Source organism: Enterobacter cloacae complex sp. 2024EL-00711 (genome assembly GCF_047529885.1).
Taxonomy (GTDB): Bacteria; Pseudomonadota; Gammaproteobacteria; order Enterobacterales; family Enterobacteriaceae; genus Enterobacter; species Enterobacter ludwigii.
This window is the reverse complement of record NZ_JBLIZC010000002.1, coordinates 620173-642065: the sequence shown is the minus strand read 5'-3', so window position 1 is coordinate 642065 and position 21893 is coordinate 620173. Positions and strand designations below refer to the sequence as shown.

General features: G+C 55.8%; 22 protein-coding genes. 10 read left to right on the top strand and 12 right to left on the bottom strand.

What is annotated here, in order from left to right:
- Window positions 1–2 precede the first annotated feature (2 nt).
- A complete protein-coding gene (locus ACMVME_RS09455; protein ID WP_014170573.1) occupies window positions 3–1736 on the top strand; it encodes a potassium/proton antiporter in 1734 nt (577 codons plus the stop codon).
- Window positions 1737–1796: 60 nt separating this feature from the next.
- On the opposite strand, the gene dadX is transcribed toward ACMVME_RS09455, so the two are convergent.
- A complete protein-coding gene (gene dadX, locus ACMVME_RS09450; protein ID WP_040017760.1) occupies window positions 1797–2867 on the bottom strand; it encodes a catabolic alanine racemase DadX in 1071 nt (356 codons plus the stop codon).
- A 9-nt stretch (window positions 2868–2876) separates the two neighbouring features.
- Entirely contained in the window at window positions 2877–4175 is a 1299-nt protein-coding gene (locus ACMVME_RS09445) for a D-amino acid dehydrogenase (protein ID WP_020883441.1), read from the bottom strand.
- A 321-nt stretch (window positions 4176–4496) separates the two neighbouring features.
- On the opposite strand from ACMVME_RS09445, the gene ACMVME_RS09440 reads away from it, so the two are divergent.
- A complete protein-coding gene (locus ACMVME_RS09440) occupies window positions 4497–6029 on the top strand; it encodes a SpoVR family protein (RefSeq protein ID WP_020883440.1) in 1533 nt (510 codons plus the stop codon).
- Window positions 6030–6096: 67 nt separating this feature from the next.
- Here ACMVME_RS09440 and fadR read toward each other — a convergent pair whose 3' ends face one another.
- Entirely contained in the window at window positions 6097–6816 is a 720-nt protein-coding gene (gene fadR, locus ACMVME_RS09435; RefSeq protein WP_025203875.1) for a fatty acid metabolism transcriptional regulator FadR, read from the bottom strand.
- Between the two features lie 201 nt (window positions 6817–7017).
- Here fadR and nhaB point away from each other — a divergent pair, with 201 nt between their 5' ends.
- Window positions 7018–8556, top strand: coding sequence for a Na(+)/H(+) antiporter NhaB (nhaB, locus tag ACMVME_RS09430; protein ID WP_020883438.1), 1539 nt, complete (start codon window positions 7018–7020; stop codon window positions 8554–8556).
- A gap of 143 nt (window positions 8557–8699) precedes the next feature.
- Window positions 8700–9230: a disulfide bond formation protein DsbB gene (gene dsbB, locus ACMVME_RS09425; RefSeq protein ID WP_020883437.1), complete on the top strand. Its 531-nt coding sequence runs from the start codon at window positions 8700–8702 to the stop codon at window positions 9228–9230.
- A 27-nt stretch (window positions 9231–9257) separates the two neighbouring features.
- Here dsbB and ACMVME_RS09420 read toward each other — a convergent pair whose 3' ends face one another.
- The 3 genes from ACMVME_RS09420 to ACMVME_RS09410 form a co-directional block, all read right to left on the bottom strand.
- On the bottom strand, window positions 9258–9701 hold the full coding sequence (locus tag ACMVME_RS09420; RefSeq protein WP_020883436.1) for a YcgN family cysteine cluster protein: 444 nt from the start codon (window positions 9699–9701) through the stop codon (window positions 9258–9260).
- A 93-nt stretch (window positions 9702–9794) separates the two neighbouring features.
- The gene (locus tag ACMVME_RS09415) at window positions 9795–10454 is read right to left on the bottom strand and encodes a fumarylacetoacetate hydrolase family protein (protein ID WP_020883435.1); all 660 of its coding nucleotides are present in this window, start codon (window positions 10452–10454) and stop codon (window positions 9795–9797) included.
- Window positions 10455–10501: 47 nt separating this feature from the next.
- Window positions 10502–10777, bottom strand: coding sequence for a YcgL domain-containing protein (locus ACMVME_RS09410; protein ID WP_163304973.1), 276 nt, complete (start codon window positions 10775–10777; stop codon window positions 10502–10504).
- 124 nt (window positions 10778–10901) lie between these two features.
- On the opposite strand from ACMVME_RS09410, the gene minC reads away from it, so the two are divergent.
- From minC to minE, 3 genes are read left to right on the top strand one after another with little or no spacing between them, the layout of a single operon-like run.
- The gene (gene minC / locus ACMVME_RS09405; protein ID WP_020883433.1) at window positions 10902–11609 is read left to right on the top strand and encodes a septum site-determining protein MinC; all 708 of its coding nucleotides are present in this window, start codon (window positions 10902–10904) and stop codon (window positions 11607–11609) included.
- Between the two features lie 23 nt (window positions 11610–11632).
- Entirely contained in the window at window positions 11633–12445 is an 813-nt protein-coding gene (gene minD / locus ACMVME_RS09400; RefSeq protein ID WP_014170584.1) for a septum site-determining protein MinD, read from the top strand.
- 3 nt (window positions 12446–12448) lie between these two features.
- On the top strand, window positions 12449–12718 hold the full coding sequence (gene minE / locus ACMVME_RS09395) for a cell division topological specificity factor MinE (protein ID WP_008500504.1): 270 nt from the start codon (window positions 12449–12451) through the stop codon (window positions 12716–12718).
- A gap of 78 nt (window positions 12719–12796) precedes the next feature.
- Here the strand turns inward: minE and rnd are convergent, their stop codons facing one another.
- The 5 genes from rnd to ACMVME_RS09370 all read right to left on the bottom strand — a co-directional run bounded on the left by rnd (window position 12797) and on the right by ACMVME_RS09370 (window position 19175).
- Window positions 12797–13912, bottom strand: a complete 1116-nt coding sequence (gene rnd, locus ACMVME_RS09390) for a ribonuclease D (protein ID WP_123266851.1) — start codon at window positions 13910–13912, stop codon at window positions 12797–12799.
- Window positions 13913–13995: 83 nt separating this feature from the next.
- Window positions 13996–15681, bottom strand: coding sequence for a long-chain-fatty-acid--CoA ligase FadD (gene fadD, locus ACMVME_RS09385; RefSeq protein WP_032669980.1), 1686 nt, complete (start codon window positions 15679–15681; stop codon window positions 13996–13998).
- 202 nt (window positions 15682–15883) lie between these two features.
- Window positions 15884–16465: a Slp family lipoprotein gene (locus ACMVME_RS09380; RefSeq protein WP_121339471.1), complete on the bottom strand. Its 582-nt coding sequence runs from the start codon at window positions 16463–16465 to the stop codon at window positions 15884–15886.
- A 37-nt stretch (window positions 16466–16502) separates the two neighbouring features.
- On the bottom strand, window positions 16503–17198 hold the full coding sequence (gene tsaB / locus ACMVME_RS09375; RefSeq protein WP_251858743.1) for a tRNA (adenosine(37)-N6)-threonylcarbamoyltransferase complex dimerization subunit type 1 TsaB: 696 nt from the start codon (window positions 17196–17198) through the stop codon (window positions 16503–16505).
- A 66-nt stretch (window positions 17199–17264) separates the two neighbouring features.
- Entirely contained in the window at window positions 17265–19175 is a 1911-nt protein-coding gene (locus ACMVME_RS09370) for an ATP-dependent DNA helicase (protein ID WP_014170590.1), read from the bottom strand.
- Between the two features lie 131 nt (window positions 19176–19306).
- On the opposite strand from ACMVME_RS09370, the gene ACMVME_RS09365 reads away from it, so the two are divergent.
- The gene (locus tag ACMVME_RS09365; protein ID WP_014170591.1) at window positions 19307–19651 is read left to right on the top strand and encodes a RidA family protein; all 345 of its coding nucleotides are present in this window, start codon (window positions 19307–19309) and stop codon (window positions 19649–19651) included.
- A 6-nt stretch (window positions 19652–19657) separates the two neighbouring features.
- On the opposite strand, the gene ACMVME_RS09360 is transcribed toward ACMVME_RS09365, so the two are convergent.
- Window positions 19658–19840 (bottom strand): YoaH family protein, encoded by a 183-nt coding sequence (locus tag ACMVME_RS09360; RefSeq protein WP_020883426.1) that lies wholly within the window; start codon window positions 19838–19840, stop codon window positions 19658–19660.
- 61 nt (window positions 19841–19901) lie between these two features.
- On the opposite strand from ACMVME_RS09360, the gene pabB reads away from it, so the two are divergent.
- Entirely contained in the window at window positions 19902–21248 is a 1347-nt protein-coding gene (pabB, locus tag ACMVME_RS09355; protein ID WP_251858744.1) for an aminodeoxychorismate synthase component 1, read from the top strand.
- 6 nt (window positions 21249–21254) lie between these two features.
- Window positions 21255–21833: a CoA pyrophosphatase gene (locus ACMVME_RS09350; RefSeq protein WP_223399061.1), complete on the top strand. Its 579-nt coding sequence runs from the start codon at window positions 21255–21257 to the stop codon at window positions 21831–21833.
- The last annotated feature ends 60 nt before the right edge of the window (window positions 21834–21893 follow it).

Here is a 21893-nt window from a genome sequence, read left to right as displayed (position 1 = left end):
CATTGGATGCCGCAGCGATAATCAGCCTTTTCATTCTGGGTTCTGTGCTTGTAACCTGTAGTATATTATTAAGTTCATTTTCATCGCGTCTCGGCATACCTATTCTCGTTATTTTCCTTGCTATCGGCATGCTGGCTGGCATCGATGGCATCGGCGGTATTCCTTTCGATAACTACCCTTTCGCCTACATGGTGAGTAACCTCGCGCTGGCAGTGATCCTGCTGGACGGCGGGATGCGCACTCAGGCGAGCTCGTTCCGCGTCGCCCTAGGGCCGGCGCTGTCGCTCGCGACCGTAGGCGTATTAATCACATCCGGCCTGACCGGGATGATGGCCGCCTGGCTGTTCCATCTCAATATCATGGAAGGCTTGCTGATTGGCGCTATTGTCGGTTCAACCGATGCGGCGGCGGTCTTTTCCCTGCTTGGCGGTAAAGGGCTTAACGAACGTGTTGGCTCCACGCTTGAGATTGAATCCGGCAGTAACGATCCCATGGCGGTGTTTCTCACCATCACGCTGATTGAGATGATCCAGCAGCACGAAAGCGGGCTGAGCTGGATGTTTGCCTGGCATATCCTGCAGCAGTTTGGTCTGGGGATTATTCTTGGCCTCGGCGGCGGCTATCTGCTGCAGCAGATGATCAACCGGATTTCACTTCCCGCCGGGCTTTACCCTCTGCTGGCGCTGAGCGGCGGCATTCTGATTTTTGCCGTCACCACCGCGCTGGATGGCAGCGGCATTCTTGCCGTCTACCTCTGCGGCTTCCTGATGGGTAACCGCCCTATTCGCAACCGTCACGCCATTTTGCAGAACTTCGACGGACTGGCCTGGCTGGCGCAGATTGGCATGTTCCTGGTGCTTGGCCTGCTGGTTACCCCTTCAGACCTGCTGCCTATCGCCGTGCCGGCGCTGATGCTGTCGGCGTGGATGATCTTCTTCGCCCGTCCACTGTCGGTGTTTGCAGGCCTGCTGCCGTTTCGCGGCTTTAACCTGCGCGAGCGAATCTTTATCAGTTGGGTGGGTCTGCGCGGCGCGGTGCCGATTATCCTTGCCGTGTTCCCGATGATGGCGGGTCTCGATAACGCCCGGCTGTTCTTCAACGTCGCATTCTTCGTTGTTTTGATTTCACTCCTGTTCCAGGGCACGTCACTCGGCTGGGCGGCGAAAAAGGCAAAAGTGGTGATCCCCCCCGTTGGCTGGCCCGTCTCCCGGGTGGGGCTGGATATTCATCCGGAAAACCCGTGGGAACAGTTTGTGTATCAGCTTAGCGAAGACAAATGGTGCGTGGGCGCGTCGCTACGCGATCTGCATATGCCCGCCGAAACGCGGATTGCCGCGTTGTTCCGCGACAATGTTCTGCTTCACCCTACCGGCAGCACCCGTCTGCGTGAAGGGGATATTTTGTGTGTGATTGGCCGCGAGCGCGACCTGCCCGCGCTGGGTAAATTGTTCAGCCAGTCGCCACCGGTGGCGCTGGATCAGCGTTTCTTCGGCGATTTTATTCTGGAAGCGAGCGCCAAATTTGCGGATGTTGCCTTGATTTACGGTCTGGATGAAGGGCTGGAGTATCGCGATAAGCAGCAAACGCTGGGGGAAATTATCCAGCAACTGCTTGGCGCAGCACCCGTTGTCGGTGACCAGGTCGAGTTTGCCGGGATGATCTGGACGGTGGCCGAGAAAGAAGATAACGCGGTACGCAAAGTCGGCGTAAGGCCGATGGAAGAAGAGTCAGAGTAGTTTAGGTTTCGTGTCTTACTGGCCGGGGAAGGCGTTATCGCCCCCCGGCACATCGCATAGTTACACCGTCACAACCGGTACGCGCGGCGCCAGAGCGCACATCAGCTCATAGCCAACGGTCCCTGCAGCAGCGGCAACATCGTCAATTTTAATTTCATTTCCCCACAGCTCAACCGGTGAACCAATCCCCGCCTGCGGGCACGGCGTGAGGTCTACCGCCAGCATATCCATTGAAACCGTCCCCACGGTACCCGTGCGAACGCCATCCACCCACACCGGCGTGCCGGTCGGAGCGATACGCGGGTAGCCGTCGGCATAGCCTCCCGCCACAATGCCAATTCGCTGTTCGCCTGTCGCCCGGTAACGGCTGCCGTAGCCCACCGTGGAACCGGCCTTCAGCGTTTGTACGCCGATGATTTCGCTGCGCAGGGTCATCACCGGTTTCAGGCCGCTGTTGGCAATATCCTGCCACTGCCCTGACGGTGACGCGCCGTACAGAATGATCCCCGGGCGTACCCAGCTGTAGTGCGCCTCCGGGTGCCACAGCGTGGCCGCCGAGTTAGAGAGCGAGCGCGAACACGCCAGACCTTCAGCCGCCTGCTCAATCCGCACCATCGCCTCGGCGATGCCATCGGGTTTTTCCGCGTCGGCAAAGTGCGCCATCAGCGTCATTTCGCCCACATTCCTGATGCCGCGCAGCTGTTGCCATACCGTATGTACCCGCTCGGGCTGGAAGCCCAGGCGGTTCATGCCGCTGTTCACCTTGAGATAAATGTCAAGCGGGGCATGCAGTCTGGCGTCCTGCAGGGCTTTAACCTGCCAGTTGCTGTGAATGCTGGTGGTCAGCCGGTACTTATCCAGCAACGGCAGATCGTCGGCATGGAAGAACCCTTCCAGCAATAAGATAGGGCCTTTCCAGCCGCGCTCGCGCAGCAAAATGGCCTCTTCCAGATTCAGTAACGCAAAACCGTCGGTCGCGCTGAGCGCGCTCCAGATGCGGTCAATACCGTGGCCGTAGGCGTTCGCTTTCACCACCGACCAGACGCGTGAACCTGGCGCAGCACGGCGAACAATCTGCAGGTTATCCTTCAGGGCCTGCAAGTCCAGCTGAGCCAGAACAGGACGGGACATGACAACTCCTTAGTTATGCGCGCCGTGCAGGTGCTGTGGACGCGAGGGGGTGAACCCAGATTGATAGCGCGCGGCACTTAAATCGTCAAACGGAATTGCCGGGGTGCGCCCGGAAATCAAGTCGCTCAACAACTGACCTGAGCCACAGGCCATTGTCCAGCCGAGGGTGCCGTGTCCGGTATTCGTCCACAGGTTTTTGAACGGAGTGCGGCCCACAATCGGCGTGCCGTCTGGCGTCATTGGACGCAGACCGGTCCAGAACGTGGCCTGCTCGACAAAACCGCCGCGCGGGAAGAGATCGCCCACAACCATCTCCAGCGTTTCACGACGCGGCTGCAGCAGCTCGGTGTTGAAGCCGACAATCTCCGCCATGCCGCCTACGCGGATACGGTTATCGAAGCGGGTAATGGCGATTTTATAGGTTTCATCCAGAATGGTGGAGACGGGTGCACCGCTGTCCTCTTTCACCGGGATGGTCAGGGAGTAACCCTTCAGCGGATAGACCGGAATGTCCAGAATGCCCTTCAGCATGGCGGTGGAGTAAGAGCCAAAGGCCATGACGTAGGCATCCGCTTTGATCACCTCTTCGCCGCACTTCACGCCGTAAATATTACCGCCTTCCGACAGCAATTTATCGACGGGCGTGTTAAAGCGGAATGTTACCCCTGCCTGCTCGCACATCTGCGCCAGACGCTGGGTAAAGAGCTGACAGTCGCCGGTTTCATCGTTGGGTAAACGCAGGCCGCCCGTCAGTTTGTGGGACACCTCCGCCAGCGCCGGTTCAACCTGTCCCAGCTGACTGGCCTCGAGGAGTTGGTACGGAACACCGGCATCTTCCAGCACGGCGATATCGCGGGTGGCGTTTTCGTACTGTTGCGCCGTGCGGAACAGCTGCAGCGTACCGCCCTGACGGCCTTCGTACTCGATGCCGGTGGTGGCGCGCAAGGTTTTCAGGCAGTCACGGCTGTATTCCGCCAGACGCACCATACGCCCTTTGTTTTCCATGTAATGGCGGGTGTCGCAGTTGCGCAGCATCTGCCACATCCACTTAAGCTGGAACTGCGTGCCGTCGAGGCTAATGGCCAGCGGCGCATGGCGCTGGAACATCCATTTAATCGCCTTCAGTGGCACGCCGGGAGCCGCCCACGGTGCCGCATAGCCCGGAGAGATTTGCCCGGCATTCGCCGCGCTGGTTTCCAGCGCAGGGCCTGGCTCACGATCGATAACGGTTACGTCATGCCCCGCCTGACTTAAATACCAGGCGCTGGTTACGCCAACCACACCACTTCCCAGTATGACAACACGCATAGCCACTCCATAATGTGCAAAAGAACAATCTTCTAATTACAGATTGATAACCTAGTTGAAAATATTATTCAACATACGACTTTTTTATGGTGACTTATCTCACATCTTCCCCTACTGGCGGGGAAAGGACTTATTTGGGATCTCCTGCTGCGCGTTATTTTTAACCAGCATAAAACTCTGCGTGAACCGCTTTATTTACCGTATTGAAAACGGGAAATCGTAAAGAAAAAATTTCTGCTCCAGCACGCTTTTTAACACGTTGATCTATGCTTGAAAGGAGGCTCTCCAGACAGAGAGAGCACCCACAACGAGGGCGCGCTAATGGCTACTATTGATTCCCTGAACAAGGACAACACACGTCTCAGCGATGGACCCGACTGGACCTTTGAGTTGCTGGATGTCTACCTCGCTGAAATCGACCGGGTAGCAAAACTCTATCGCCTGGATACTTATCCTCACCAGATTGAAGTCATAACCTCCGAACAGATGATGGATGCCTATTCCAGCGTCGGGATGCCGATCAATTATCCGCACTGGTCGTTTGGTAAGAAATTTATTGAAACGGAACGGCTGTATAAACACGGCCAGCAGGGGCTGGCGTATGAAATCGTCATCAACTCCAACCCGTGTATCGCTTACCTGATGGAAGAGAACACCATTACCATGCAGGCGCTGGTGATGGCGCATGCCTGCTACGGGCACAACTCTTTCTTCAAGAATAACTATCTTTTCCGCAGCTGGACGGACGCCAGTTCGATCGTCGATTACCTGATCTTCGCCCGTAAATACATTACCGACTGCGAAGAGCGCTACGGCGTCGATGAAGTGGAGAAACTGCTCGACTCCTGCCATGCGCTGATGAACTACGGCGTAGACCGCTACAAACGGCCACAGAAAATTTCCCTGCAGGAGGAGAAAGCCCGGCAGAAAAGCCGCGAGGAGTATCTGCAAAGCCAGGTGAATATGCTGTGGCGCACCCTCCCTAAGCGTGAAGAAGAGAAAGCTGTCGCTGAGGCGCGTCGCTACCCGTCTGAGCCACAGGAAAACCTGCTCTACTTTATGGAGAAGAACGCGCCGCTGCTGGAGTCATGGCAGCGTGAGATCCTGCGCATTGTGCGTAAGGTCAGCCAGTACTTCTATCCGCAAAAACAGACGCAGGTGATGAACGAAGGCTGGGCGACATTCTGGCATTACACCATCCTCAACCATCTGTATGACGAGGGGAAAGTCACCGAACGGTTTATGATGGAATTCCTCCACAGCCATACCAACGTGGTGTTCCAGCCGCCTTACAACAGCCCGTGGTACAGCGGCATCAACCCGTATGCTCTCGGCTTTGCGATGTTCCAGGACATCAAACGTATCTGTCAGTCGCCAACGGAAGAGGACAAATACTGGTTCCCGGATATTGCCGGTTCGGACTGGCTGGAAACGCTGCATTTTGCGATGCGCGATTTCAAGGATGAGAGCTTTATTAGCCAGTTTATGTCGCCGAAGATCATGCGTGATTTCCGCTTCTTCACCGTGCTGGATGATGACCGTAACAACTTCCTGGAAATTTCAGCGATTCATAATGAAGAGGGATACCGGGAGATCCGCTCTCGCCTCTCTTCCCAGTACAATCTGAGTAATCTTGAACCCAATATTCAGGTATGGAACGTGGATCTCCGCGGTGACCGCTCTCTGACGCTGCGCTACATCCCGCACAACCGTGCCCCGCTGGATAAAGGGCGCAAAGAGGTGCTGAAGCATGTGCATCGCCTGTGGGGCTTTGACGTGCTGCTGGAGCAGCAGAATGAAGACGGTAGCGTGGAGCTGCTGGAGCGCTGCCCGACGCGGATGAATACGCTGTAGTGCCTGCCTGAACCGAAACGCCCGCGTCAGGGCGAAAAAAAACCTCTCAGCTGAGAGGTTTTTTCTTTTAGCGGGTCTGGATGGCCAGGTCACCCGGCAGCGTTTTTTGCATCCGGTGCCAGATTTCACCGGAGTCGCGACCGTAGCGGCGCACGGTTTCATACACCTGATCGTGCTGACCGGTGGAACAGAGCTCGCTCAACTTGTGGTAAAAGCCCAGCGCCAGACTGCGGGCTTCCGGATTGGCAAAGTAGTGACGACCGATACGGGTATAGAGCCCTTTCATGCCGTTAAGGATGAGGCCGTAAATCGGGTTACCGGAGGCAAACGCCAGGCCGCGGAAGATGTTGTAATCAAGGGTGGCAAACGCATCCGCATGGTCTTCCACCTGGTTGGCACTGGCCAGAACCTGGAGCGCATCTTCCGGGTGCTGACGGAAAGCCGTACGAATAAAGATGGTAGCGATATTGGTACGCACGGAGAGCAGATTATCAATCAGCTGCGGCACGCTTTCATGATCGAGGCGCGCCAGCGTTTCAAGAATATTCAGCCCGGAGGTTTCCCAGAAATTGTTTACTTTTGTTGGCTTGCCATGCTGAATCGTCAACCACCCATCACGCGCCAGTCGCTGGAGCACTTCCCGAAGCGTGGTGCGAGTGACGCCAATCAGTTCAGAGAGTTCGCGTTCAGCCGGAAGAATGGACCCTGCAGGGAAACGATTATTCCAGATGCTTTCAATGATGTACTCTTCCGCGAAACCCGCCGGGCTCTGCGCCTTAATGACCATAGTGAGATTTCCATTACACAGCTTTAGCAAATTGCACTCATCATACCAGAGGCTCGCAGAGGCAGATAGCGCAGCAGTGAGAGAAAAGAGGGATCGCCGTTTCATTTTTATGAAATTTACATTGCAGCCGAATCCCCCTCCAGGCCGTGATTTTTGCGTATACTGATGTTTTGTTTTACTTCACGGGGAAGAACGTCTGTCGTGGAAATTTCTTTTGGGCGCGCGTTGTGGCGCAATTTTTTAGGCCAGTCTCCCGACTGGTACAAGCTGATACTTCTGGTGTTCCTGGTTGTTAATCCTCTCATCTTTATTGTGCACCCGTTTATTGCCGGGTGGCTGCTGGTCGCGGAGTTTATCTTCACCCTGGCCATGGCGCTGAAGTGCTATCCCCTGCTGCCTGGCGGTTTGCTGGCCATTGAAGCGGTTGTCATTGGGATGACCAGCGCAGAGCATGTAAAAGCAGAACTGGCCTCAAACCTTGAAGTGCTTCTGCTGCTGATGTTTATGGTGGCCGGCATCTACTTTATGAAACAGCTGCTGCTGTTTATTTTTACCCGCCTGCTGCTGAGCATTCCTTCAAAAACGCTTTTGTCGCTGGCTTTCTGCGTGGCTGCAGCATTTCTTTCAGCCTTCCTGGATGCGCTGACGGTGGTCGCCGTGGTGATAAGCGTCGCGGTCGGGTTTTATGGTATTTATCACCGGGTGGCCTCTTCACGTCCCGGCGATGACCTGCTTGATGACAGCCAGGTCGATAATGACCACCGCGAGGTGCTGGAACAGTTCCGCGCCTTCCTGCGCAGCCTGATGATGCATGCCGGCGTCGGGACCGCCCTGGGCGGCGTGATGACGATGGTGGGTGAACCGCAAAACCTGATTATTGCTAAAGCTGCGGGCTGGCATTTCGGTGATTTCTTCCTGCGAATGGCACCGGTGAGCATACCGGTTCTGGTGTGCGGTCTGGCGACCTGTGTAGTCGTGGAGAAATTCAGCCTCTTTGGCTATGGTGCGCATATTCCGGCGCCCGTGCGTCAGGAGCTGCAGAAATTCGACCAGCAAAGCCGTAGCCAGCGGACGCGTCAGGAGACGCTGCGTCTTATTGCACAGGGCGTCATTGGCGTCTGGCTTATCGCCGCGCTGGCGTTTCATCTTGCCGAAGTCGGTTTAATTGGCCTGTCGGTGATTATTCTCGCCACCAGTTTTACCGGCGTGACGGATGAGCATGCGATTGGCAAAGCCTTTACGGAAGCCCTGCCCTTTACCGCCCTGCTGGCCGTCTTTTTTGCGGTCGTCGCGGTGATCATCGACCAGAAGCTTTTCGCGCCGATCATTACCTTTGTCTTGCAGGCGGCACCGGATGCTCAGCTTTCGCTGTTTTATCTGTTTAACGGGCTGCTGTCGTCTATCTCGGATAACGTGTTTGTTGGCACGGTCTACATCAACGAGGCCAAAACAGCCATGGAGCAAGGCGTCATCAGCGCCGGACAGTTCGAACTGCTGGCGGTGGCAATTAACACCGGGACCAACCTGCCGTCCGTGGCGACGCCCAACGGTCAGGCAGCGTTTCTGTTCCTGCTGACCTCTGCGCTGGCTCCACTCATACGTCTTTCTTATGGGCGAATGGTCTGGATGGCGCTTCCCTATACGCTGGTGCTCACGCTTGTAGGATTGCTTTGCGTCAAAATTACCCTTATTCCCTGTACGCAATGGTTGATACAAGCGGGTATACTTGCCGCGCAGTAAACCTGATATATCGGGCAGCTTGCTGCCCGTTTACCTTTTCGCACGATAAACATCCAATTACGTTTTATTTCGTCAGGTACAGGTGGCGCGAAAAACGAATTCGTTTACACTGCGCTTTCTAAGCATGTTCCAGGGAAATGATTATGTTGAGATTTTTAAACCAGTGCTCTCGCGGTCGCGGAGCGTGGTTGTTAATGGCCCTGACCGCCTTTGCGCTGGAAATGGTCGCGCTGTGGTTCCAGCATGTGATGGGACTTCAGCCTTGCGTACTCTGTATTTACGAACGCTGTGCATTGTTCGGCATTATGGGTGCGGGTCTGGTGGGCGCGATTGCCCCTAAATCGCCGTTACGCTATGCCGCAATTGCCATCTGGCTGTACAGCGCCTGGAAAGGTATTGAGCTCTCCTGGCAGCACACCATGATGCAGCTGCATCCGTCACCTTTTATGACCTGTGATTTCGCCGCCCGCTTCCCGAGCTGGCTGCCGCTTGATAAGTGGCTGCCGCAGGTGTTTGTTGCTTCCGGTGACTGCTCTGTGCGCCAGTGGGAATTCCTGAGCCTTGAGATGCCGCAGTGGCTGGTGGGGATTTTTGTGGCCTACTTCATTGTGGCGCTACTGGTGCTCATCGCACAGCCGTTCAAACCCAAGAAACGCGACCTGTTTGGCAGGTAAAAAAAACCCGCCTCGGCGGGTTTTTTCTTATCCACGGTTGGGATGATTCATGATGTGATCTTCCCAGTCCTGTACCTCTGACTCTTTCACCGCAATATGACGCACAGAGATGCGTTCACCGTGCATCGCTGCTTTGGAGCCCGTCAGCAGCGGGTGCCATTTTGGCAGGTCTTTGCCTTCCGCCAGCAGACGATAGGCGCAGGTATGCGGCAGCCATTCGAAGGTGGGCAGGTTCTCACGGGTTAGCTTGATGCAATCCGGCTCGTACTCGAAGCGACGCTCATAGTTGCGACACTGGCAGGTTTTGATGTTCAGCTGCTTGCAGGCAACGTTGGTGAAATAGATTTCGTCCGAATCTTCATCCATCAGTTTATGCAGGCAGCACTGCCCGCAACCGTCACACAACGATTCCCACTCCACGTCTGTCATTTGGTCGAGAGTTTTGCTTTGCCAGAAAGGAATGTTGTTCATCAGGATGTCCACACGTCAAAAGAGAGCGCACCTTATAACGAGTCTGGCACGTTGTTGCAAGTTTTGCCGCCCTCTTCAGGCGGCAAGATGCTTTTACAGCACGCGAGTTTTCAGTGACAGACCGTTAAAACTGACGTCCAGTTCGTCACCGGCCTGCAGCGGGCCGACACCTTCTGGCGTACCGGTGAGGATCACATCGCCCGGTTTCAGGGTAAAGAAGCGGCTCATGTAGGCAATCAGCGGCACAATTTTATGGATCATATCTGCCGTGGTGCCCTGCTGGCGGATCTCGCCGTTAACCTTCAGGCTGAGCGGGGTGTTCTGCGGATCGTCGGTAAATTCACTTACCGGAATAAAACCGGAGATCGGGCAAGCGTTATCAAACCCTTTGGCCTTTTCCCACGGCTGCCCCGCTTTCTTCATTTTGCCCTGAACATCACGCAGGGTCAGGTCGAGCGCGACACCGTATCCGGCAATCGCCTTTTGCACATGCTCTTCGGAGGCCTGACGCAGCGTCGCGCCAATCAGCACAGCCAGTTCCACTTCATGATGCACCGACCCCAACCCCTGCGGCAGCGCCAGCGGCTGGCGAATGTCGCACAGCGCGGTTTCTGGCTTGATGAACAGGACCGGCTCGTCTGGCGTCGCGCTGCCCATCTCCTGAATATGCTTGGCATAGTTACTACCTACGCAGACCACTTTGCTGACGGGATAATCCAGTAATGCACCTTGCCAGTTATGATGTTGATACATGTACGACCCCTAAACGGTTGATGTGTTAACCCCGAAAACAGCCGGGACTATTTTTTCCCGTTCACCTCAAGATGCTGTTTTAATAAATTCTCGGGTGGTGGCGGGAGTTGTAAATAATAGCCTTGCTCCGCTAATGCGATTTTCACTTTTTCCAGATCGGCGTTGACCAGTTTCTTACGGCCATCCAGCGGCAGCAGCATCGCCAGCTGAGGTCGGCCAAAGTTCTTCATTAATTCTTCAGGTACGCGCGAAAAATCGTCTTTCTTTTCGACATAAAGATAGGTCTGGTCACGACTTGTACTTCTGTAGATCACACAAAACATGTTTTTACTCTGAATTAATGGGTGGTTGCTTGCCTCAATATACTCCTGACTATAACATGCCTGATACTCTTCGGAATATCGCAACGGCGGTGTTGCGGTTAATAGCAAATTGAGTAAGGCCAGGATGTCAAACACGCCAATCGAGCTTAAAGGCAGTAGCTTCACCTTATCAGTGGTACATTTGCATGATGCAAAACCCGAGGTTATTCGTCAGGCGTTAGAAGACAAAATTGCGCAGGCTCCCGCTTTTCTGAAACATGCCCCCGTCGTCGTGAATGTCAGTGGTCTGGATGCACCGGTTAACTGGAAACTTCTCCAGCAAGCCGTGGCCGCGACCGGGCTGCGTATCGTCGGTATCAGCGGCTGCAAAGATGCTGAGCTGAAAGCAGAAATTGACCGGGCAGGTCTGCCCATTCTGACCGAAGGCAAAGAAAAAGCCGCGCGTCCTGCCCCTGCGGCAGTCCAAACGCCCCCTCCTCCGGTGCAAAACGTTACACCTGTCACAAAAACGCGATTGATTGATGTGCCGGTTCGTTCCGGTCAGCGCATTTATGCACCAAACTGTGATCTGATTGTTACAAGCCACGTCAGCGCTGGCGCAGAGCTGATTGCAGATGGCAATATTCACGTATACGGTATGATGCGTGGGCGTGCGCTCGCGGGTGCAAGTGGTGACAGGGATGCGCAAATATTTTGTACTCATCTGACGGCGGAACTGGTGTCCATCGCAGGTGAATATTGGCTGAGCGACAAGATCCCAGCCGAATTTTATGGCAAAGCGGCTCGTCTGCGACTGGCAGACGACGCGTTGACCGTTCAACCGTTGAATTGATCCCTTTTTAACAAGGAATTTCTATGGCACGCATTATTGTTGTTACTTCGGGTAAAGGAGGCGTTGGCAAGACCACCTCCAGCGCGGCCATCGCTACTGGTTTGGCCCAGAAGGGAAAGAAAACCGTCGTTATCGATTTCGATATCGGTCTGCGTAACCTCGACCTGATCATGGGATGTGAACGTCGCGTGGTCTATGACTTCGTGAACGTCATTCAGGGCGACGCCACACTGAACCAGGCGCTGATTAAAGACAAGCGCACCGAAAACCTCTACATCCTTCCGGCTTCTCAGACTCGTGATAAAGACGCCCTGACCCGTGAAGGCGTGGAAAAGGTGCTCGACGAGCTGAAAAAAATGGAGTTCGACTTCGTTGTCTGTGACTCCCCTGCCGGCATCGAAACGGGCGCCCTGATGGCACTCTACTTCGCTGATGAAGCCATCATCACCACCAACCCTGAAGTCTCATCCGTGCGTGACTCGGACCGTATTCTGGGGATCCTCGCCTCCAAATCGCGTCGTGCGGAAAATGGCGAAGAACCCATTAAAGAGCACCTGCTGCTGACCCGCTATAACCCGGGTCGCGTGAACAAAGGTGACATGCTTAGCATGGAAGACGTGCTGGAGATCCTGCGCATCAAACTGGTCGGCGTGATCCCGGAAGATCAATCCGTATTGCGCGCCTCTAACCAGGGCGAGCCAGTGATCCTGGATACAATGGCAGATGCAGGTAAAGCGTACGCGGATACCGTTGACCGTCTGCTGGGAGAAGAACGTCCTTTCCGCTTCATTGAAGAAGAGAAGAAAGGTTTCCTCAAACGCCTGTTCGGAGGATAAGTTATGGCATTACTGGACTTTTTTCTCTCGCGGAAAAAGAACACCGCCAACATCGCAAAAGAACGACTGCAAATCATCGTTGCGGAGCGTCGTCGTAGTGACGCCGAGCCACACTACCTGCCGCAGCTGCGTAAGGACATCCTGGAAGTGATCTGTAAGTATGTGCAGATTGACCCGGAGATGGTCACGGTGCAGCTGGAGCAAAAAGACGGGGATATTTCGATTCTGGAGCTGAACGTTACGCTCCCGGAAGCCGAAGAGTCACGTCCGTAGTTCGGGATTGTGTATCCCCGGTAAGCGTATGCCGCCGGGGAAATGTGCCGGGCATGTCAGCATGACCCGGCATTTTCATTATCGCGGATAACCTTCCAGCACAGTATTCAGGCGATCGGCCATCAATTCCCCGCGCCAGCCCGCCATCATTTCCGGCAAACCATTCTGAGGTTTCAGCTTCCAGTGCCAGTTCAGCAGCTGGTTAATCTGACGGCGTGACGCCAGCAGTTCCGCGCCCAGTTTGCTTTGCGTCGCGACGTCCTGCACCAGCGCTTTGATATCCTTGAACGCCTTGCGATAGCCCGGCATATCCATCAGATTCAGCAGTGGCTCCGGCAGTGCTTCGTCCGGCATTTCCTGCGCTTTTGCCACCAGCGCAAGCAGGGTTTTACCGTGGAAACGGATCTCGCTGCCGGAAAGCCCGATGCTGTCCAGTTCGCCCATGCTGCCCGGCATATACCGCGCGACCGCCCAGAGGTGTTCTTCGCGTACCACAAAGTTAACGGCCAGATCGCGCTCGCGTGCTTTACGCAAACGCCAGTCCGCTAACAGCTGCAGACACGCCAGCTGACGCGTACGCAGCTGCCAGGCGTTACTGATATCGCGCCAGGCCTCTTTCGGATCAACCACTTCCTGACGACGCTGCTGCGTCATTCGGCACTCATCCAGCGCAGCGGGCAACCAGCCTGACGCTTCCGCCTCTTTCATCAGCTGGCCGGCAATCGGCAGGAGGTAAAACACGTCTGCCGCCGCGTATTCCAGTTGACGCTCGGTTAATGGGCGTGCCAGCCAGTCGGTGCGGGATTCGCTTTTATCCAGCGTCAGGCCCGTATACTCCTCAACCATGGCGGCAAAGCCCCATGAGAGCGGTCGATTACTGAAGGCCGCGAGGATCTGTGTATCAATCAACGGTTGTGGCATGACGCCAAAAGTATTCAGAAAGACTTCCAGATCTTCACTGCCTGCGTGCAGGTATTTCGTTACCGCAGTATCGAGCAGCAGGTCACGCATCGGCGTCCAGTCGGTAATGCCGAGCGGGTCGATCAGCGACACGTGTTTACCGTCGTACATCTGAATCAACCCCAGCTGCGGATAGTAGGTCCGGGTGCGGACAAACTCGGTATCCAGGGCAATGGCAGGAAAGTCGCGCGTCACTTCGCACAGCGAAGCCAGCTCGTCGTTGGTCGTGATCATCTGGTAATTCAAAACGGATTCTCTTTTGTTTGCGCCCATAAAAAACGCCGGCTTAACCGGCGTCTGGGCGATTAGCGTGAAGCTCAGGCCTTATTGTCTACTTTGCCACGGGCTTCGTCACGTAATTCTCGTCGTAATATCTTTCCGACATTCGATTTCGGCAGTTCCTCGCGAAACTCAACCAGCTTCGGCACCTTGTAGCCAGTCAGCTGACGACGACAGAAGGTGATCAGCGCCTCCTCCGTAAGAGAAGGATCTTTTTTGACCACAAAAATCTTCACCGCCTCGCCGCTGCTCCCGGAAGGGACGCCTACGGCAGCCACTTCGAGCACGCCGCTGTGCTGCATCACCACATCTTCGATTTCATTCGGGTAGACGTTGAAACCGGAAACCAGGATCATGTCTTTCTTACGATCGACAATACGCAGGAAGCCCTCTTCATCCATCACGGCAATATCACCGGTGTGCAGCCAGCCGTCTTTGATAATTTCATCGGTCGCATCGGGACGTTGCCAGTAGCCCAGCATCACCTGCGGCCCTTTGACACAGAGTTCGCCCGGTTCACCTGGCGCCACTTCGTTATCGTCATCATCAACCAGTTTGGCTTCGGTCGACGGAACCGGCAGGCCAATGCTTCCGCTGTGATAGTCGATATCGTGCGGGTTCACACTGACCAGCGGGGCGCACTCCGTCAGGCCATAGCCTTCCAGTAAATACTGACCCGTCAGTTTCATCCAGCGTTCGGCAACGGCCTGTTGAACCGGCATACCGCCACCCGCAGAGAGGTGCAGCGTGGAGAAATCGAGCTTCTGGAACTCTTTGTTGTTGAGCAACGCGTTAAACAGCGTATTCACCCCGGTCATGGCGGTGAACGGATATTTCGCCAGCTCTTTCACCAGCCCCGGAATATCGCGCGGGTTCGTGATCAATACGTTTTGACCACCCAGCTCAATAAACAGCAGACAGTTCATGGTCAGCGCGAAGATGTGATAAAGCGGAAGCGCGGTGATCACCAGCTCTTTTCCGTGGTGCAGCAACGGTCCGTAGGTGGCATTCACCTGTTCAAGGTTTGCCAGCATGTTACGGTGGGTCAGCATGGCGCCTTTAGCCACACCCGTTGTGCCGCCGGTGTACTGCAGAAACGCGAGGTCTTCTGATACCACTTCCGGTTTAACGTATTGCATGCGGTAGCCCGCCTGCAGCGCACTGCGGAAGGAGATCGCGTCCGGCAGGTGGTATTTCGGCACCAGACGTTTGATGTATTTGACGACAAAGTTAACCAGTGTCCCTTTGGCGGTTGAGAGTTGATCCCCCATACGCGTCAGGATGACGTGTTTGACCTGGGTTTTGTCGACCACTTTTTCCAGCGTGTGGGCAAAGTTAGAGACAATCACAATGGCGGCGGCACCGCTGTCGTTTAGCTGATGCTCCAGCTCCCGCGGCGTATACAGCGGGTTAACGTTGACAACAATCATCCCGGCACGCAGGACACCGAACAGCGCCACCGGGTATTGCAGCAGGTTCGGCATCATCAGCGCGACGCGGTCCCCTTTTTGCAGCCCCAGCCCTTCCTGCAGATAGGCGGCGAACGCCCGACTACGCTCCTCAAGTTTACGGAACGTCATGACCTCGCCCATATTCACAAAAGCAGGCTGGTCTGCGTAACGCCTTACCGAGTGTTCAAACAATTCAACCAGGGATTGATAACGGTCAGGATTGATCTCGGCAGGAACATCTGCGGGATAACGGTTAAGCCAAACCTTCTTCAATGCATCACCTCTGAAATGAGTGTTCGTCGTCATCACAACCCCGATAATAAACAGTTTGTTAACATTATATTAACTCAGCGTACCAGTTTATTAATTGTTCAGATTTAAGGTTGCGAAGCGCGTCACTCTTTTTTTTCGTTTTATTCGTAAAAAACAGAGACAGCGGCTGAGCCGCTGTCTCTTTTCTAACAATTACAGGGAGTTACTCAGTAACGATTGTCTGAACCTGTGCAGGCCCCGGGTTATACCAGCCCCAGCCCGGGTAGCCATACCGATAAGGATGTGGACCCCACATCCACGGATCCATCGGCTGAGGTGGCATGATGACCTGCTGTGTCAGCCGCCAGCGCTTATACCCGTTGACCTGCATGGTCATAAATTTATACGGCGTGTTGCCGACTTTGCCCTCTACCGAACCGGTAATCGGGCCGACGACGGTGACCAGCTGTCCGCGAAAATCGACCGGGTCGAGAAAACCGCCAACGTCGGCATAAATACGCCCGCGGGAAGGTTCGCCAAGGATCGGCCGCGCACCGCTATCCAGCGGAACGGTGGCAATCTCCAGACGGGTTTTCCCCTGCTGGTTTTGCACCTCGATAACCTTGCCGCCAAAGCGCGCTTCCTGGCCGACGTAAAGCTCAGGCGCATTCATCACGCGAACCAGATCCTGCTGTGGCGTGGGGCTGCTGCCCTTAATCGCATCAGGAACGGAAACGCATCCGCTCAGTGCTATGGCCACTGCGCCTGCCATATAAAGGCGTACAACTTTAGACTGAACCGCCATGATGCGACTCCTTTTTCTCAGTTCCTGTTACTGAGATTCATTCCCGGCCTGGAAGTTTCTTCCACGCGACGGTGTTTCGCAAATAAACCGGCTCCGCATGTTCAACGGCCACGGTTTTGCCCGCCTCAAGCAGTTGGCAGGCGATGGGAAGCATATCCTCTGCGGCGGGCAGAAGCATGTTGCCGTCTGTCAGCGTGATCCCGGTGCCGTTAGCCATCTCTGGCCATGCCGGCCAGCCGGTGCCTACTGTCGCCCACTCGCCGGACAGCTGTTTCAGCCGCTCGGTCACCGCTTCCGGCTTGAGGACAGCCTCGGTCTCTTCACCGTGCCAGATGCCGTTTTCATCGCGGGTGAATTCTGCCCAGTAAACTTCTCCCATTCGGGCGTCAATGGCCGCCAGAACGCGCGTTGCCCCGGTCATACGCCATGCGCCCTGCGCCATGGTTGCCAGCGTGGAAACACCGATCATCGGCAGTTCTGCGCCCAGCGCCAGCCCCTGAGCAATGCCAATTCCAATGCGTACGCCCGTAAAGCTGCCGGGGCCACGGCCAAAGGCCAGTGCGTCGAGGTCGGTTAAGGTGGTGTTGCCCCGGGTTAAAATCTCTTTAACCAGAGGCAGAATGCGTTGGGTGTGTTCTCGTGGGCACTCTTCGAAATGAGCAGAGATAGCACCGTCGTTCAACAGAGCAACAGAACAGGCCTCTGTCGCGGTATCAATAGCCAGAATTCGCATCAGTCGTCGCGCTCTCGCAATGGTCAGTCACAAAATGGCGCGCATCTTAGCATACTCACGGGCAAATTACTCCGCCGTTGGGTTTGCCAGGAAGCGAACCGCGCGTTTAATGTCCCGCGTGCGCGGCGCGGGCGGCAAGCTGGCAAGGAAGGTCGCACCGTAAGGGCGCATCACCAGCCGGTTATCGCATATGACCAGCACGCCGCGGTCGTCTGTGTCGCGAATCAGGCGCCCTACCCCTTGTTTAAGGGTGATCACCGCGTCCGGTAGCTGGACCTCATCAAAAGGATCGCCGCCGCGCAAACGGCAATCTTCCATACGTGCCTTCAGCAGCGGATCGTCCGGTGAGGTAAACGGCAGTTTATCGATGATCACCAGCGACAGGGTATCTCCCCGCACGTCCACCCCTTCCCAGAAGCTGCTGGTGGCTACCAGCAGGGCGTTACCGGCACTGACAAACTGCTGTAACAGTTGCCCTTTGCTGGTCTCACCCTGAAGCAGAACCGGCAAAGTCATGGTGGCGCGGAACTGCTCCGCCAGATCGCGCATCATCGCGTGGGAGGTGCAGAGCATAAAACAGCGGCCGTTGTTGGCCTCGATCATCGGCCTGAGCATTGCCGCCAGCAGGCGCGCCGCGCCGGGCTGGTTAGGCAGAGGCAGATTACGCGGAACGCAGAGCAACGCCTGTTTTTCATAATCAAACGGGCTGGGCAGCAGCAGCGACTCCGCCTCCTCAATCCCCAGACGCCCGGTAAAGTGGTGTAGATCGTCATTCACCGAAAGGGTTGCCGACGTGAAGATCCAGCTTCCCGGTTTTTGCGCCATCACCTCTTTGAATTTATCCGCCACCGTCAGCGGCGTCAGGGCCAGCGTGAAATGGCGGGAGGTGCATTCATACCAGTAACTGAACCCCGGCTGGTTTATCTCTTTCAGCCGTTTGAGGCGTGCCCGATAGAGCGTGGCGCGCTCAAAGGCGGCATCCAGCAGTGCGGAACGGCCGAGCGATAGTTTCGCCACGTCGTAACAAAGCTCAAGGGCATCATCGAGCAGCAACAGCGCGCGCTGGATATTTTTGTCTGCCAGCAGCTCACGCAGATTACCGCGATAGCCCGGCTCACCCAGTTGCAGGCGAAAATCCTGCGCACTTTGCGCCAGGCGGTCAGCACACTTCTGCAGCTGTTGGGTATCTTTTAACTCGGTGCGGTAGGCAATGGTGAAATCTTTCGCTAAGTCCTGCAGCTGGCGGCTGGAGAGCGACTGGCCAAAATACTGGCTGGCGATGTCAGGAAGCTGGTGGGCTTCATCGAAGATCATCACGTCCGCTTCCGGGATCAGTTCGCCAAAGCCGCTATCTTTAACCACCATATCGGCAAGGAAGAGATGGTGGTTGACCACCACGACATCCGCATCCATGGCGGTTTTACGCGCTTTCACCACAAAACAATCTTTATACAGCGGGCAGTCGCTCCCCAGGCAGTTGTCGTTGGTACTGGTGACCAGCGGCCAGGCGGGAGAGTCTTCCGGCACGCTCGCGCAGGTGCTGATATCCCCCTCCTCCGTCTGATTGGCCCAGGCGCGAAGAATAATGACATCGCTGAGCGTCTGCACCGGCAGATCACCGCCCGCCAGCGCCTGCTGCTCAAGCCGTTCAAGGCAGAGGTAGTTGGAGCGGCCTTTCAGCAACGCCAGGCGGCCTTTATACTTCAGGGCGTTGGCGACCGTGGGCAGATCGCGGCTGTAAAGCTGGTCCTGCAGCGCTTTAGACCCGGTGGAGATGATCACTTTCTTTTTAGCCCGCAGCGCTGGCGCCAGGTAGGCATAGGTTTTGCCCGTGCCGGTACCGGCTTCCACCACCAGCGGCTGCGCGGTGTCGATTGCGCGGGCCACGGCATGCGCCATCTGCCGCTGGGGTTCACGCGGTTTAAAACCGGGAATCGCCTGTGCTAACTGACCTTCTGGGGAAAAATCGTCTGCCACGTTGCTCTCTCACTGTATTTTTGCACAGGGATTATGTCAGCCCATCCTCTCCAGTGCCACCCCAAATAGTGACGAGGGGAACACAATATGGCAGTCTTGCCGACTGACATGAAAATAACGAGGAAACGTTTATGACAATTGTGCGCATTGATGCCGAAGCACGCTGGTCTGATGTGGTCATCCATAACCAGACGCTCTACTACACCGGTGTACCGGAAAATCTCGACGCAGATGCCTTTGAACAGACGGCGAATACGCTGGCGCAGATTGACGCCGTGCTGGAAAAGCAAGGCAGCGACAAATCACGCATTCTGGATGCGACCATTTTTCTTGCCAGTAAAGACGATTTTGCGGCGATGAATAAAGCCTGGGATGCCTGGGTTGTGGCGGGACATGCGCCCGTACGGTGTACCGTACAGGCGACGCTGATGAAGCCGGAATACAAAGTCGAAATTAAGATTATCGCGGCGGTTTAAGCCGGATTACTCCTCTTCATCATCCTCAAAACGCGCCACGATCCGCTCGCCGGTGTGGGTGGCGCGAAGTTCATTAGCAACTTGCGTGATCGCCTGTCCGCTGCTCATCCCCTGGGACATCAGTTCCTGAATACGCTCAACCGCTTTCTGCTGCTGGTCATGGCTCAGAGAAGGTAAACCTGCAAACATTGTCAACTCCTGCTAAATTATCCGCGCTAATTATTTCACGCTGCCCGGTAGTATGCCACACATGAACCCGTTACCCCCTACAGTCATTTCATTACCCTGGCGTTCAGACGCCGCGGAATTCTGGTTTGCCCGTCTCAGCCATCTTCCTTTTGCGATGTTGCTGCACTCCGGTTATGCGGATCATCCCTATAGCCGCTTTGATATTCTGGTCGCCGACCCTCTGCAGACCCTGATAACACAAGGGAATGTGACTACGACGGGCGAAACGCATTCAACGGACGATCCGCTGTCATTACTTCAGCAGGCGCTGGACGCACTGGGCTTAACCGTTCCGCAAAATCCCGACCTTCCCTTCCAGGGAGGTGCGCTGGGCTTGTTCGGCTATGATTTAGGTCGCCGCTTCGAAACCTTGCCGGAGACTGCACAGGACGACATTCCGCTGCCGGATATGGCGGTGGGGCTTTATGACTGGGCAATAATCGTCGATCACCACAAGCAGGCGGTCTCTCTGCTCAGCCATCAGGATGTGTCCGCCCGGCTTGCCTGGCTTGAGGCACAGGTTCCCGTCGCGACAGCGGATTTCCATCTGACCTCTGCGTGGCGCGCCAACATGACCGCGCGGGAGTACGCCGCGAAGTTTGAGCAGGTTCAGGGCTATCTGCAGAGCGGTGATTGCTATCAGGTCAACCTTGCCCAGCGTTTTCAGGCAACCTGTGAAGGCGATGAGTGGCAGGCATTTACCCGCCTCAACGCCAGTAACCGGGCACCGTTCAGTGCATTTCTGCGCCTGGAACAGGGCGCTATCCTGAGCCTCTCGCCCGAGCGTTTTATTCATCTTGCCGATGGCACTATTCAGACGCGACCGATTAAAGGCACGCTTCCCCGGCTGGCCGATCCTGTTGCCGACCGCCAGCAGGCGGAAAAACTGGCGGCCTCGTTAAAAGATCGCGCTGAAAACCTGATGATTGTCGACCTCATGCGTAACGACATTGGCCGGGTCGCCGTGCCGGGAAGCGTGCGTGTCCCTGAACTGTTTGTCGTCGAGCCGTTCCCCGCGGTGCATCACCTGGTCAGCACCATTACCGCGCAACTGCCCGCCTCGCGCACGGCCTGCGATCTGCTTCGCGCCGCGTTCCCGGGGGGCTCGATAACCGGCGCGCCTAAAGTGCGGGCAATGGAAATAATCGATGAGCTGGAACCGCATCGTCGAAACGCCTGGTGCGGCAGCATTGGCTATATCAGTCTCTGCGGTACGCTGGATACCAGCATCACCATTCGAACGCTGACCGCCTGTAACGGGAATCTGTACTGTTCTGCAGGGGGCGGAATTGTTGCGGATAGCCAGGTCGATGCGGAATATCAGGAAACCTTTGATAAAGTTAACCGTATCCTGAAACAACTGGAGTAATGACGGGTGGAAAAAGAGAACCTGACGCTGGATGATTTTCTGTCGCGCTTTCAGCTTTTGCGGCCCAACGTGAGCCGCGAAGCCCTCAATCAACGTCAGGCAGCGGTGTTGATCCCGGTGGTCCGTCGTGAGCAGCCGGGCCTGCTGCTCACCCAGCGTTCGCCACATTTACGTAAGCACGCCGGTCAGGTCGCCTTTCCGGGCGGCGCCGTGGACAGTTCTGACACCTCGCTGATTGCTGCCGCGCTGCGCGAAGCGCAGGAAGAGGTCGCCATTCCGCCTGAAGCGGTTGAGATCATTGGCGTGCTGCCGCCGGTCGACAGCGTGACCGGTTTTCAGGTCACACCGGTGGTCGGCATTATCCCACCGGATCTGCAATATCACGCCAGCGTCGATGAAGTGTCTGCGGTGTTTGAGATGCCACTGGAAGAGGCTCTTCGGCTCGGGCGTTATCATCCGCTGGATATCCAGCGTCGGGGTCATGCGCACCGGGTGTGGTTGTCCTGGTATCAGCATTATTTTGTCTGGGGCATGACGGCGGGCATCATTCGTGAACTGGCGCTGCAAATCGGCCTGAAGCCTTGACTATACTTTACATTCCACCCTCTTCTGCCAGGTTTGCGATCGGCGTCGCGCTATTAGCAA